Consider the following 14,434-nt stretch of genomic DNA (forward strand, 5'->3'; position numbering starts at 1 on the left):
TTCAGTTAAGGCTAAAACTCTTTGCCAAAGTCAATTTTTTTAACGAACCGCCTTCTCTACGAGAGGCTTCCGCCAACGCGCAGCGTCTCGTAGAGAAGGACGCAAAAAGAAGAAAGAAATGCTTAACTGAATCGTATTGCTTTTTAAGGGGAGCCAGTCGGCATCACCAGTGAAAGTGAAATATTGCACTCCACGCTTAATGGATACAGAGCTTCATTCCCCCAGAACTTAAGTTCTGGGGGAATGTCGATTAGCGCTGCACTTTGAGTGTTACAAAAATGTGGGTAACGACAAGCCATAAAGGCATGGAGTTTAGGTAACGATAATTTTTGTTCTTGACTATTGACTAATGACTAGTGACTCTTTTTGAGTATTGATCAGCGCTAGCTCAATTGTATTTTCAGATGGCTGCGTTATTTGAATCTCCAATCCAGGACCAAAATAGTTGGTCATTTTTTCCTGCTTTTTTTGCCACACATCAATTGGTATTAGCGGTGAATCAAATTCTAAAATTAGGGTATAGTTCCCATTAACTTCTGTTTCTCGCAACCCTGTGACTATTGGGCGTTCCTGGTCTGTGGGACTCAAACCCAGAAAAGAAAGTGTTGTATCTAGATGAGCATCTTGACCGTAGCAATATCGGGTGATGTCTTTGCGAATTTTATTTTGAGTAACAGTTGCTTGCTGCTGGCGCAGTATTAATGCTGAGGGTGCCGTAGTTTGGCTAAATGGTACTGGCTTAAGTTCATTAGCTTTCAGCGCCAGCCCTCCCAACAATAGAGGAATCCCGTAAAAAAATCCGACAAGATTGAGTGTGGCATTATTAGCAGCATAGGCGACGAAGCCAATGATGGTTAATATGCTGCCGAGAGTTAAACCGAGTGTTCCCAAAGAGATTTGGCGTAACATGAGCTTAAATTAGTATAAAGTCTGAATACCTCAGTTTTATTATCATCGGGTATGAGTAACAAATTAGGGAAGAACATCGTCACCAGGCGGTAGTATTCAACCAACTCAAAATTGCCAGGTTAATACTGACACAAAGAGAAGTCAGGAGCTTCTGGCTTCCTTAGTTCAGAACTTCTCCGATCGCAGACGCTGCACCTAAACTTGCTTTAAGAGTAAGGGTATGGGAGACATGGAAAGTTTCTCAGGCAGAAAAGTTAGTGTAGTGGACTACTAAGAGCGTATAGTGCCCCAGAATGTTGGGTTTTGAGTTAACTTTAAATTTAAAGGTAGTTAAAGATTAGGAAAAAAATAATGGATATACAGACTATAAAAGAACGAATTGTTGCAGTTCAAAGTAAACGCGAGTACCTGTTAAGCCTACTTGAGCAACCAAACCTGGGAACTTTGAGAGTTGACGTAAATCAGGCTTTGGAAGAACTAGATGAGTTAATTGATGAATTTAGACGAACCATTCCGGTAGAGTAGAAATTATCAAAAACTGCGTCGGTCTAACCGTCAAGTTCAGGCTATACCGACGCTCCTCAGTACTATCATGTCCTCAAATCCCCAGAATTGAAATAAGCCTGAGTTGGCGAAGCAACATAGCTGTATCATTTATCCTGCAAGTGAACCATCTGCTGCACGCTCACCTAACTGCCTAACTAAGGCAATAAGTTCACTTGTCGGTACATCTTTTTTGCAAACGTCATCAAAGCTAGACATTGCCTTTGTCCCTGGAAAATTTACGTCTTCCACTGAGGAGTAAGCAAGGATCTGGGTGTTCGGAGATATAGCTTTAATGTGACTAGACGCACTCCAGCCATCCATGACTGGCATCTGTAAATCTAGAACAATCACGTCAGGATGGCAACGTTTAACCATTTCTATAGCTTCTTCACCATTACTGGCTAAACCTACTACTTGAATATTTTCCTGGCAAGAAAAAACTAATTGTAAGGTTAAACGAGTCAGTTCATGGTCATCAACTACTAGAACACGCAAGGTAGAAAGCTCACAGGATAACATTAACATTCAGGGGAATGATAAATTTATTCAGAATAACCTTTCCAGTTTATGGGAACAAGTGCCAGCACTTACTCTATCCTATGGTTGAATAACTTGTGTGAACCCATGACAAACAACTTAGATAACTTCTCAAAAAATTCAAGTTTTCTAAAAAAAACTAATTTGAGCTAGTAGTTATCAAGGTATAAGTAACTTATTTTTTAATCAATCCGGTTTGAGGCTACACCAGTTGAGCGTAATGCCATATTCATCAGAATTTTTTGTGAATTAGCCTCTGGAGAATCATCATAGGGACGTCGTTGAATGTAAGTGCCATCGGCTTGTAATTCCCAAGCTTGGCGATTATCTGCGAGCATAATTCCCATGATTTCTTGCAAATCTTTGGCAATATCAGGGTCTTTCACTGGGGTAATTACTTCCACTCGGCGATCTAGGTTGCGGCGCATCCAGTCAGCACTACCGATATAGATTTCCTCCTGTGTATTGTTATGAAAATAATAAATCCGAGAGTGTTCTAAAAAGCGACCGACAATGCTGATTATGCGAATGTTTTCACTAATGTCTTTGAGTCCTGGGCGCAAACAACAAACGCCCCTGATAATTAAGTCGATTTGCACTCCGGCGCGGGAAGCTTCATATAAAGTAGCGATAATTTCTGGATCGACTAGGGCATTCATTTTGGCAACAATGCGCCCAGAAAATCCATTTTGAACATTTTCGATTTCGCGGTGAATTAGTCCCAAAAAGCGATCGCGCATATTCACAGGCGCAACCAGCAACTCTCGATAAGACTTTTGTCGTGAGTATCCTGTCAAGAAATTAAATAAATCTGTGATGTCAGCAGCCAATTCTTCACGGCAACTAAACAATCCCAAATCTGTATACAGCCGTGCCGTTTTCTGGTTATAGTTACCTGTGCCAATATGCACGTAGCGACGTATCCGGTCTTTTTCCCGCCGTACCACCATGACGGTTTTACTGTGGGTTTTCAGTCCCACTAGACCATAAACAACATGAACTCCAACTCTTTCTAGTCGTTTTGCCCAGTAAATATTATTCTCCTCATCAAATCGCGCTTTTAATTCCACCAGTACAGATACCTGCTTACCATTTTCGGCAGCGGCAATTAAGGCGTTGACAATGGGCGAGTCCCCAGAAGTCCGGTAAAGGGTCATCTTGATGGCTAACACATTCGGATCGTAGGCAGCATGGGTAATAAAGCGCACCACTGTAGCCGAAAAGGATTGATAGGGATGGTGTACTAGCAAATCCTTTTCCCGAATCACAGCAAAAAAGTCTTTTCCTTCGTCCGTTTCCAGGACATCTCGATTTAAACTTGGTTCCCTGAGTCGTTGCAGGCGTAATGGTACAACAGATTGGCGTGGTGGATCTTTGAGTTCCGGCAATGGCAAGGCCATAAAAGACATCAAATCCCGCAGTCCCAAAAGACCGTCTACTTCATAAAAATCACTTTCTGTTAATTCCAAATCATGTAATAATCGCGATCGCACTATTTCAGGAGTTTGGGACTGAATTTCTAGCCGGACTGGACTCCCACCCAGCCGCTGTTTTCGCAATTCCTGTTCGATCGCTAACAATAAATCATCTGCCTCATCTTCTTCTAAAACCAAATCGGCGTCACGGGTAATGCGGAACGGATGATATTCTTGAATGTTCATTCCTGGAAATAGAGATTCCAAGTTATGAGCGATCGCTTGTTCTAAAGGTACTCCAATCCAGTGGGCAGGTTTTTCGTTGTTCTGATCTCCCAATTCCGGCGGTATCGGTAAAAATCGTGGCAGAACACTGGGGACTTTAACTCTGGCAAAGAATTCTTCTTCGGTGTCTGGGTTTTTGACCACAACAGCCAGATTCAGACTGAGATTAGAAATAAAAGGAAAGGGATGACTAGGATCAACAGCCAGGGGAGTCAAAACTGGAAAGACTTGTTCCTCAAAATAACTGTTGAGATGAGTCCGCTGTTTTTGATTCAAATCTATGTAATTCAGGATATGAATGCCATGATTTACTAGTAAGGGACGAAGTATTTGCTCAAAATGTTGATGCTGTTTCTTTACATGAGGAGTGAGGGTAGACCTAATATCATCTAGTTGTTGTTGTGGTGTTCGACCATCGGGAGTTAACAGGCTGACTTTCGCCTCTACTTGTTGCTTTAAACCAGCAACGCGCACCATGAAAAACTCATCCAAATTAGAGCTGAAGATTGCTAAAAACTTCAGGCGTTCCAGAAGAGGCGTGCGATCGTCGCAGGCTTCATGTAACACCCTGGCATTAAATTCTAGCCAGCTTAACTCTCGGTTAAGATAATGTTGTGGATCGTTAAGATTGATGGGGGTAGCGCTTTTCTTAGATTTTGCCATAATACCTAAGGGCAGGCAGATGTGGGCCATTTAACTGGGGGACAATAAACATAGTAAGTTAAATGGTGCTTGAGGCGAAGGAGCTTTTCGGCGAGTAGGAAAAGGGAACTTCATTTGTCCTTAGTTTCCTTGGTTGTTGTGGCAAACGGCAATTGCAGATTTTGGTCGTAGAAGAAATCTTTTTCAATAGACTTCTTGCAAAAGTTGGAAAAAGGTGAAAGGTACTTTGGCAAGAGGTCTAGGACTTACGCAAAACTATACGCGCTTTGGGGCAATTGATGAATTGCCCCTACCTGAAAATCAGAGTTTTAGCTATTGTTTGCCTAAGTCCTCAGGTCTAATGATGAATTTACAGTCATTGCGTTGGCGCAGCCTTCCGGTAGGGTGCGGAATATAATCAAGCGTACTCCTTCTCTACGAGACGCTCGGCAAACAAAGAAGCAAGCTACGCTGCGATATCCAAAGCGAAGCGAAAGCTTCATTTGGCAACTCTTGGAGACGCTACCGCGTAGCTTGCTTCTCCAAAGGAGTACGCTTCATACCCTACGGGAAGGCTGCGCCAACGCAATTACGTTGTGTAATTATATTCTGCCCGACTACTTATTTGTGATGCCATCTTGAGACGAAATTCGCAAAATCTACTTACCAACCAAAACTGGATTTAGACGATAAAGACCAAATTCGTCAATTGCAGATGCAGAAATTATTTAACCCTCAGCATTGATCAGTTCTACCTCTATTTCTGGTATTTGCTTACCTGCGGTATCCGTAATTAGCCTTGCTAAATTGTATTATAAACTTTAGAGTTTTTACTGGACTTTTAGACTACATATTGCTGTATGTTTAATACATAGACCCAGGGAAATGATAAGTACGATTCCTACTTAATGCCGTGTCAGATACCTTTAATTTTCTGCCAATCTACCCCGTAAAAGCCACTCTTTGTCTTAGTTAAAAGAAGTTCTAAAGAGTTAGGGTTGGGTGTTATCAATTTTACGGACACGGTATTAACAATAGATGTCAATTTTTCAGCAAGTACATCAACTATTTGGAGAATTAACTATATGATGTTACGTCGTTTTGCTTTAGCTTCTGTTTTACTAATTGCTAGTTCAGTTACTCCGGCAATGGCAGCACCTCTAAATACTTCTAACCTTTATGTCTCAGCTAATGTTGTTGCTAATTGCATTATCAATACCAATGCCGTCGTTTTTGGCGACTATGATCCAATAGTAGGTAATAGTTCTGCTTTTGGTGCTGATTTAGATCAAACTGGAACTGTGACAACACTTTGTACATCTGGTTCTGAAGCGAGCATTAGCTTAGATCAGGGTTTAAATGATGCTACTGGTACTCTTACTGCCCCTGAACGTCGCCTGAGTTCAGGAAGCAGCAACTACTTATCGTACAATCTGTACTCAGATTCAGCTCGTGGTACTGTTTGGGGAAGCACAGGTGTGGCACCTGCTGGTGACGACGGTACACTGCAAACCACTACTGTTTTTGGTCGAATTCCGAAAGGCCAAAATGCAGTTAAGGGTAATTACTCTGATACCGTGGTAGCTACTGTCAACTTCTAACACCAAATACTTTCAGTGTTATTCCTGAGGTGCAGTACCACCCCACAAGATTGGATAATTTATTTCTTGGAGTTGCCTAAGTCCTGATAAGATTGCAATCCTAAATTATTCGTGAACAATCAAATCCCCGACTTCTTAAAGAAGTCGGGGATTTCAACGTTGCGATTTTCACAAATCAAATAGGATTGCTATAGCTTTACCTGAGTGGAAGCATCTCACCTGACTTTTCACGGTATCTGGAAAACCTCTCTCTAAATTCCTCTCCTTATAGGAGAGAGACTTTAAATTTTACCCCTTGTCGGCACGGGAAGGGGGTTAGGTTTTTCGTGGGCTTTTCCATAGAATCTGAATTGTCAAAGATGTTCGCCGCCTGAGTTTCGCTAAGGCGGAATATTTCAACGATTCATTGATTCTTTATAAAAGCTCGAATTTATAGAGTGTTTTTATTGATTTTTCAGTATTACTACTAATGTCAATTTAGTATCTCCTTCATTAAATTACAGACTTGGATGAGGTAAAAATTCAGCGTTTTATTCCTTGTGAGGAGGCAAATGGGAGTATCCAAAATTGCTACAGCTTTGCAGTGTTAAATAAAATTGTTAATCAATTGTTATGTTTTTCTTTAACAAAAAAAATTCAATATTTTTGAGTTTCATGCTGAGTTTGGGGCTAATTGTAATAGAAAAAGCTGGCGCGAGTACCTTCGGAGTCTTTCCGATTCAAGTCTCATTTTCTTCCAAGGTATCGAGTCAAGTTCTCACTGTACGCAATAACAGTAATGAGACTTTACGCTTTCAACTTCACACCTATATTTGGAAGCAAAATGCTAAAGGTGAGATGCAGCTTGATACTACTGAAGACATAGTAGCTTTTCCCGGCTTATTTTCCTTAAAACCTGGACAACAGCGCCTCGTGCGAGTTGGGACATTAACCCCTGTCAGTTCCATCGAAAAAACTTACCGTATTTTTATTGAAGAACTTCCTCCCGAAGCAAAACCTAATCAACAGATGAATGGAATCCGCATTTTAACAAAAATAGGAATTCCTATATTTATTCAACCTAGCAACCAAGTTTTAGAAGGAGGTGTGGAAAATATTGTTATTAGCAAAAATCAGATAAATTTTCAGATCAAAAATAGAGGAAACGTTCACTTAATTGCTCAGAAAATACGGGTCAAAGGTCTTGGTGAAGCAGATAAAAGTATTTTTGACCGCCAACGAAATGGTTGGTATGTTCTTGCTGGTTCATCTCAGCCCTATGACATGAAAATCTCTCAACAGGAGTGTAGCAAGACTCGAACTTTAGTAATTGAGGTCAAAACAGATAATAAAGTTTTTACAGAAAAGCGTGAAATGCCCAAGGATGCTTGTAGTGCCTGAAATTAAATGTGAAGTTAAACACTTTTAAAATCCAGAGGCTAACACAGTAGACATAAGAGTGATCACGTAGGCACAATTCATGAATTGTGCCTACTAAAGATTTCGGGCAACGCATAATTAATTTCTGGAAATGTCTAGTTAAATCCTCAAAAGATGGCTCTAATTTTTATGCTTTCCACGTAGGTCAACTTTGTTTGTGTATTAGCGAATTATATTTGCTAAAGACTTTTAAAACATCTTCTTAAGGAAAGTTATTTAGTTAATGAAAAATTGGCATTCCCTACAATTCCTTGGGAGCCTCACTTTTTGTTTAGGTTATAGCCTTGTAATATGCCATAAAGTTGTAGCACAAGACCAAAAAGCTATCTTAGAACTGACTGTTAACCAGGTTTCCCAAGGAGAAGTTTTTGTTATATTACGGCAGAACGATATTCTCGTTCGTCCCTCAGACTTACAAAAAGCCCGATTGCAAGGTTTCTCCGGTATTCAGGAAACCATAAATAATGAAATTTATGTCTCTCTGGCTTCACTAGCTCCCAATGTTAGCTATAAATATGATGAGAATAGCCTAACTTTGAGCATAACAGCCCAACCTCAATTACTAGGTTCTACCTCAGTAAACTTAGGAAATGAGCCACCAAAAAATATTGTCTATAGCAAAGACACGAGTGCTTTTTTAAACTATGCCTTTAATGTGCCGCTCAACGGGCAAGCATTTGATAACTATACCTTCTCTGGGGAGTTTGGGCTAAGTTTGAAGGGCAACCTACTCTTTAGCAGCTTTTCGCGCCAAGGAGACGGCTCCTTTCTGCGAGGATTAACAAATTTTACTATAGATGATCCCAAAAAATTGAATCGATGGGTAGTTGGGGATAGCTTTGCTAATACTGGGAATTTAGGCGGCGGAGTGTTTTTCGGAGGTATTAGCTTATCACGAGAATTTGGACTTAATCCTTATTTTATTCGCCAACCAACCTTTGCACTATCTGGTGCTGTTCTCAACCCTTCTACAGTAGAGGTTTTTGTCAATGGTCAACGAGTTAGTCAGCAACAATTGCCCCCCGGTCAGTTTCAACTAAATAATCTAGTATTACCTGTGGGTAATGGTTCTACAAGTCTTGTTATCCGCGATTCTTTTGGTCGAGAACAGGTAATTAACTCACCATTCTATTTTTCTACAGGGCTTCTCAAGCCAGGGCTATCTAGCTACAGTTTTAACCTGGGTTTTCGTCGGCAGAATTTGAACTCTGATAGTTTGAATTATGGATCTCCTGTCTTCCTGGGTCAGTATACCCAAGGTATAAGTAAATCCCTAACCTTAGGAGGGCGTTTAGAAGCCTCGAGTAATTTAATCAGTGGCGGTTCTACTATCACAACTGCACTGCCTTTTGGTGCGCTAGAACTATCTTTAGCCGCCAGTAGTGAATCAGGAGTTCCGGGTGCAGCTGGATCAATAGCTTATAATTACTCTGGTCGAACTTTAGGTTTCGGTAGTTCCCTGCGCCTATTCAGTGACAAATATGCCAACTTAAGCTTAAGTGCGTTAAACGATAGACCAAGGTTAGAAACTAATGCCTTTATATCTGCAACGCTAAGTCGTAACTATAGCTTAGGTTTACAGTATGCCTTATCTGAATTTTCGCGATCGCGGACAAAGGAATCGAATTTTTCTATTTAATACTATTCGACTGAGCGATCGCTCAAACTTATCTATAAATCTTAGCCATTCTTCTCAAGCTACAGAGTCTTCAATAAATGAGATATTTATTGGGTTTAATTATTCTCTGGGTAACGCCACTAGTGCCAACCTAACTGAGGGCATTAGTAATAAAAAAGCTGTAACTACGTTATCTTTGCAACAATCTCCTCCTCTTGGGGAAGGCTTTGGCTACCGCTTGCAGTTAAGTCCCAGCGAAGAACAACTGCCAGGTAACGGTACTTTAAGATATCAAGCTCCCTTTGGTATTTATGAGTTAAATTATGATCACAACCGCAACGGCGAAAATGCAACTACTCTCGCCTCCGGTAGCATTGTAGCAATAGGAAACAATATCTTCTTTACCCGTCCTGTCACAGGAAGCTATGCACTCATTCAAGTGCCAACAGTTGGTGGAGTGCGGGGTTATATGAGTAATCAGGAAATTGGGCGAACTAATTCCAGGGGCAACCTTTTAATACCAAACTTGCTACCATACTATGGCAATAATATCAGAATTCAAGATGAAGATATTCCACTAAATTACAGAGTTGATGCTAACGAAAAAGTAATTGCGCCTAGTTTCCGAGGTGGAGCAATTGTTCGCTTTCCTATACAACGTATTCAGAGTATCATCGGCAATATTTTTATAGAAGTATCAGGAAAAATTATAATTCCTGTTTATGGTCAGTTAACTGTAAATGTAAATGGCAATCAAATAAATTCACCTATTGGTAATCAGGGAGAATTCTATTTAGAAAATATTACTCCTGGCCGCTATATAGCTAATGTAGAATATGCACAAGGTATGTGTACTTTTGATTTAAATATTCCACAGTCTGAACAAAAAATAGTTAAGTTAGGAAGCTTAAAGTGCATACATAATTAGGGAAATTAAATATAAACTATGATAAGTAATAAATTTATATTAATGTTAGGAATTATTTTTAACTGCACTACTGTCTTACCTGCTTTATCCGAATGCAATGTAACCATTAGTAGTGTGAATTTTGGTTCTTACGATGTTTTTGATGGTAGTAACGAAACATCTACTGGCAGTATATTTTATAATTGTTCTTCGGCAACTCCAGTTCCTACCTCAATTACTATTGACCTCAGCCAAGGTAATGGTCTTTCTTATACTCCCCGGAAATTGACATTTGGAAGTAATTATCTTAATTATAATCTTTATTTAGACGCAGCAGGATCACAGATTTGGGGCGATGGAACAAACAGCGATCACTATATCAGTTCTACTTTAACGGATACTGTAACTATTTATGGCATAATTCCAGCTCGGCAAAATGCCAAGGTTGGAAATTATACAGATTCCATTACAGCTACAGTTAATTTTTAACATCAGCACTGAAGTAGTAATTGGTAAAACTTGCGCCGTCACTCTCCCACTCGAAGGTAAGTCTTCAAAGTATTTAGGAACCAAGTAATATTTCTGTTTTACGTAGTGTTGAAGCCAACGTGGAGAGATTCCAGTGACGCGGGCGATCGTCGCCAATGAAACTCGTTAAAGTAAGAGTTTATCAATACTACTGATAAAATATTATACCTACGCAATAATTTTTCCGGTTATATCTAAATCCGCTTGGGTTAAGGATTTTTGATATTGATTTTAGGTATGTAAAGACGTTGCAATGCAACGTCTTTACCAAGGATTTTGGGTTTAACTTAACGGTATTGGGTTATATCTTAATTAAGAGTATTTTCTTTGAAAATAATTGATAATATCATATCTCTTTTCTTCTCTGCTAACTCGCTTACCCAAAGCATTTTTCGCGGCATTGCAATATGTTTCAAGCTACTCGTCGCCGTCTTGCCGTCTGGTATACTACCATCACTGCTGTATTACTACTATTATTCGCCAGTGGAGTATATTTATATGTCCGCAGTACATTGATCGAGCGGATTGACGATACCCTCAATCATGTGGTGGAAATTGTAGAGCGATCGCTTGTAGTTGAGCCGATCAATGGTGATGTAGACAAGTTTCGCATTAATGTAGAAGCCAGTTTTCGTGACAATACCGACACCGTAGAAGATGACCACATCGACCTAGAATGGTTTAGTCCGACTGGTGAATTACTTTGGTCAACGCTATCCGAACCACTAAATATTCCCATTCATGCCAACCGCACTGGTGAAACTGTGCGCGTAGTCAAGGAAGAGAGGAAAAATTCAAAATTCAAAATTCAAAATGACGCTCTCTACGAGACGCTGCGCGAACGCAGACTCGCTAACGCTGCGCTAACAAAATTTAAAATTCCTGATTCAGCACTCCTTACTCCTCACTCAGTACTGTTGTTGCGACAAGTCACACAACGGGTGCAAATGGGACGGCAAGTATTAGGATATTTGCGTGTAAGCCATCCCTGGTTTGAAGTCACTAAACCCAGTCGCCAGTTAATTTTTGATTTGGCGCTAGGTATTGGGTTAATGGTGCTTTCTGTAGGCGCAAGTGGCTGGTTTCTTTCGGGTAAAGCGATGGAACCTGTAGGAGAGTCTTACCAACGCCTCAAACAATTTACTGCTGATGCTTCCCATGAACTTAGAAGTCCGATTACTTTGATTCAAACCAATGTGCAAGTCGCCCTTGCTGACTTGGATTTAGCAGACGTAGAAGCGACTACTTCTTTGCAGTATCGGCAACAGTTAAAAGTGGTGGAACGGTTAACGCAGCGTTTGGGTAAATTAGTCAATGACTTACTGTTCCTCGCACGGCAGGATAGTGGTATTAGCAAAGATATCTTTTCACCTTGTCCACTGGACGCTTTGCTGATGGAGGTGGTTGAAGAACAACAATTGTTAGTCCCTGAAAAAGAAATTACCCTTTCTCTAGATTTAGTTGATCCTCCCGCCTGGGAAACTAGCCCCGAATTACTGGAAAATTGGTTTACGCTTATGGGCAATTGGGATCAACTGGTGCGGCTGTTCACAAATCTAATTGCTAATGCCTTACATTACAGTTTTGCCGGTGGACGGGTGAAAGTGGAATTGGCGCGGATAGAGGGAATAAACCGCGTTTCTGGACTACGTTACACGAGTGCCCAGTTGCAAGTTAAAGTGAGTGATACCGGAGTTGGAATTCCAGCAGAAGCATTACCACGCTTGTTTGACCGGTTTTATCGGGTAGATCCGGCACGGACTCACAGGATTGGGAATACAGCTACAGCCAGCGCTACGGGTTCAGGATTGGGATTAGCGATCGCTGCTGCTATTGTCGAATATCATCAGGGTCATATTCAAGTTGAAAGTATCCAAGGCATTGGCACCACGTTTACTGTCACTTTACCAATAACTCTTGAGTCTTAATTCGGCAAGAAATATTTATCTCCTGTGATAGATGTAAAATTTCAGTCCACTCAAGTTAAGTTTAACTATTACCCAGGAAATTTATTTTCTAGCGGGATGTTAAACAAGACAATTTGACTGTTAAAAAATGTGGCTAATCACAATGATTAAAGCTGTGGTCTTATTTAATGATGAGGTTTTCAGTCTTGAGAATGAAATATATTTATTTTTTTAGATGATTTTAGCCTCCTTGGCTAGATACGAAAAATGGAGTGGTTTGTTAAATAGTAGAAATAAATGTACTCAACGACTGATAAGCCCTAATTTAATTTACTGCTTGAGAAATCATTTAAGAAAGAAAAGTTTGAGTTTTCTAGGAGTCAAGAATGAATATAAAGTCTCAAAAGTTCCGCAAATCTGCTGAGTTATTTGGCGCTATTTTGGGGGGATTAGTGATTAGTCTGCCAGCCATTTCTCAAGCAGTAGCACAGGAGTCTACTTCCAAGATTAACCCTTGTCCTAAGATTTTCTACGAAGAACCACATAACAGTCGGGTTATAGTGCCGCAGGGATGTCCTCCCAACGCGCTAACAAAAAGACTAGCTGATCAAGGGCTTCTTCCTGCCCCTGCGACCCCATCACAAGAGCAAACAAGATTGGGTGTCGGTGGTGAAGCTGCACAACCAAGTGTTATACCAGCACGCCCAGTTTCTGGTGATCAAGCCCAACAGCCCTCACCAGGGGCGGCTTCCACTGACCAACCACCACTACTACAACCACCCCAAACCCCCAGTGCTACGATCACACTGGCAAATGGTAAGCTTAATATCAAGTTGATAAATGAGACTGCCGCTAATGTAACTTTCCAAGTGATTGGCGATACGGCACCGCGATCGCTAGCAGGTAAGTCAGATGTAACACTGCAAGCTCTAAGCGCACCAATAACGGTGACATTTGAACGAGAAGATCACGGGCAATTGATAGTGACTCCACAAGCTTCTTCAGAGCCAGGAAGCTTGGAAGTTACATTTAAGGAAGCCACTGAAGCAGCACAGGGTAGAAGTACTATGAGAATTGAACGAAACGGTTCAGTGTTCTTGAATTAGTAGGGGCAAGGCGTGGGTTAAATTTTAGCTGTTTTCAATTCAGTAGGGTAGTACAGCTAGCTGTGCTACCCTACTTTCAACGATACAAAAGATTTCCGATGCCGTACTCCTACTTTCGCTGAAGCATTTTAGTCAGCTTATTCAGCAATTGCACTTTTTGTTTGCTGTCTTCCAATGTCCGTGCCAGTATAATCGCCCTTTCGTAAAAATTGCGGGCAGTTGGGTAATTACCTTGTTGCTCGTATAATTTAGCATAGGACTCAAAAGATTTTAATTGTTCTGGCAAATTTTGCAATTCTTTAGAGAGTGTTAAACTTTGTTTTAGTAAATCAAAGACCCGTTCGTAGCGTCCTACAGGACTGTGAATTGTTAGGCCTCTGCTGCATGTCCTTCACCACACCTTTTATGCCAGATAAACCTGCACCAGAAATTGAACTGATACGCGCGGCGTACGCTGCCTTCAACGCGCGAGATATTGACGCCGCCCTCGCCACAATGACTCCTGACGTGGCTTGGCCAAAAGCGTTTAAAGGCGGTTATGTGCATGGACATCAAGCAATCCGCGCTTATTGGACGGAGCAATGGTCCGAGATCAATCCGCACGTGGAGCCGGTTGCCTTTTCCTCGGAGGATGCCGGGCGTATTTTAGTCGATGTGCATCAGGTCGTGCGCGACCTGGCTGGAGCCGTTCTTGCCGATGAGCACGTTGGTCATCGTTTCACCATTAAGCATGGCTTGATTCAAACCATGGAAATCTGTCCACCTCCATTGTCCGGCCACTGAGCCTAACAAGGCGCTGCAACGAACGGCGGGGTGGTGTCTGTCGCAAAGAGGTTGCTTTTCCTCCCACTACGTCTCGCCACAGTAGAGTTAACACCACTGCTACCATCAACGGTAAATTGAGAATTCTGTCTCTTAAAATTACCCGTAAAGTTGCGGGTTTAAGTAGAAGGTTTAAAAAGAAGTTTTAATTTTTTAGATTTAAGACAAGCACTATACAAGTTTATACTTAAG

The 14,434-nt window shown here is 41.1% G+C and carries 12 protein-coding genes and 1 pseudogene; 9 read left to right on the forward strand and 4 right to left on the reverse strand.

The window, feature by feature from the left end; genetic code table 11:
• Window positions 1-339: 339 nt before the first annotated feature.
• Window positions 340-909 carry a DUF2854 domain-containing protein gene (locus tag V7K85_RS19505; RefSeq protein ID WP_334815654.1) on the reverse strand — a complete coding sequence of 190 codons (570 nt, stop codon included), beginning with the start codon at window positions 907-909 and terminating at the stop codon, window positions 340-342.
• Window positions 910-1,260: 351 nt separating this feature from the next.
• Here V7K85_RS19505 and V7K85_RS19510 point away from each other — a divergent pair, with 351 nt between their 5' ends.
• On the forward strand, window positions 1,261-1,434 hold the full coding sequence (locus V7K85_RS19510; protein WP_229463280.1) for a hypothetical protein: 174 nt from the start codon (window positions 1,261-1,263) through the stop codon (window positions 1,432-1,434).
• 129 nt (window positions 1,435-1,563) lie between these two features.
• Here the strand turns inward: V7K85_RS19510 and V7K85_RS19515 are convergent, their stop codons facing one another.
• Both V7K85_RS19515 and ppk1 read right to left on the reverse strand, forming a co-directional pair.
• Window positions 1,564-1,980 carry a response regulator gene (locus V7K85_RS19515; RefSeq protein WP_334815656.1) on the reverse strand — a complete coding sequence of 139 codons (417 nt, stop codon included), beginning with the start codon at window positions 1,978-1,980 and terminating at the stop codon, window positions 1,564-1,566.
• 194 nt (window positions 1,981-2,174) lie between these two features.
• Window positions 2,175-4,355 (reverse strand): polyphosphate kinase 1, encoded by a 2,181-nt coding sequence (ppk1, locus tag V7K85_RS19520; protein ID WP_334815658.1) that lies wholly within the window; start codon window positions 4,353-4,355, stop codon window positions 2,175-2,177.
• A 1,064-nt stretch (window positions 4,356-5,419) separates the two neighbouring features.
• Here ppk1 and V7K85_RS19525 point away from each other — a divergent pair.
• From V7K85_RS19525 to V7K85_RS19560, 7 genes are all read left to right on the forward strand, one after another.
• Complete coding sequence (locus V7K85_RS19525) at window positions 5,420-5,935, forward strand: Csu type fimbrial protein (RefSeq protein ID WP_334815660.1); 516 nt, start codon at window positions 5,420-5,422, stop codon at window positions 5,933-5,935.
• A 612-nt stretch (window positions 5,936-6,547) separates the two neighbouring features.
• Window positions 6,548-7,315 (forward strand): fimbrial biogenesis chaperone, encoded by a 768-nt coding sequence (locus V7K85_RS19530; RefSeq protein WP_334815662.1) that lies wholly within the window; start codon window positions 6,548-6,550, stop codon window positions 7,313-7,315.
• A 262-nt stretch (window positions 7,316-7,577) separates the two neighbouring features.
• On the forward strand, window positions 7,578-8,993 hold the full coding sequence (locus tag V7K85_RS19535; protein WP_334815664.1) for a fimbria/pilus outer membrane usher protein: 1,416 nt from the start codon (window positions 7,578-7,580) through the stop codon (window positions 8,991-8,993).
• On the forward strand, window positions 8,938-9,900 hold the full coding sequence (locus V7K85_RS19540) for a fimbria/pilus outer membrane usher protein (RefSeq protein ID WP_334815666.1): 963 nt from the start codon (window positions 8,938-8,940) through the stop codon (window positions 9,898-9,900). The genes V7K85_RS19535 and V7K85_RS19540 overlap by 56 nt, the downstream gene beginning before the upstream one ends.
• Before the next feature lie 18 nt (window positions 9,901-9,918).
• Window positions 9,919-10,368: a Csu type fimbrial protein gene (locus V7K85_RS19545; RefSeq protein ID WP_334815668.1), complete on the forward strand. Its 450-nt coding sequence runs from the start codon at window positions 9,919-9,921 to the stop codon at window positions 10,366-10,368.
• A gap of 446 nt (window positions 10,369-10,814) precedes the next feature.
• Window positions 10,815-12,335 (forward strand): sensor histidine kinase, encoded by a 1,521-nt coding sequence (locus tag V7K85_RS19555; protein WP_334815670.1) that lies wholly within the window; start codon window positions 10,815-10,817, stop codon window positions 12,333-12,335.
• 365 nt (window positions 12,336-12,700) lie between these two features.
• Window positions 12,701-13,420, forward strand: a complete 720-nt coding sequence (locus V7K85_RS19560; RefSeq protein WP_334815671.1) for a hypothetical protein — start codon at window positions 12,701-12,703, stop codon at window positions 13,418-13,420.
• A gap of 109 nt (window positions 13,421-13,529) precedes the next feature.
• Here V7K85_RS19560 and V7K85_RS19565 read toward each other — a convergent pair.
• Window positions 13,530-13,793: pseudogene (locus tag V7K85_RS19565) on the reverse strand (tetratricopeptide repeat protein); the annotation flags it as partial.
• Window positions 13,794-13,825: 32 nt separating this feature from the next.
• Between V7K85_RS19565 and V7K85_RS19570 the strand changes: the two are divergent.
• Entirely contained in the window at window positions 13,826-14,203 is a 378-nt protein-coding gene (locus V7K85_RS19570; protein ID WP_334815673.1) for a nuclear transport factor 2 family protein, read from the forward strand.
• Window positions 14,204-14,434: the final 231 nt, after the last annotated feature.

The organism is Nostoc sp. (assembly GCF_036917615.1).
Taxonomy (GTDB): Bacteria; Cyanobacteriota; Cyanobacteriia; order Cyanobacteriales; family Nostocaceae; genus Nostoc.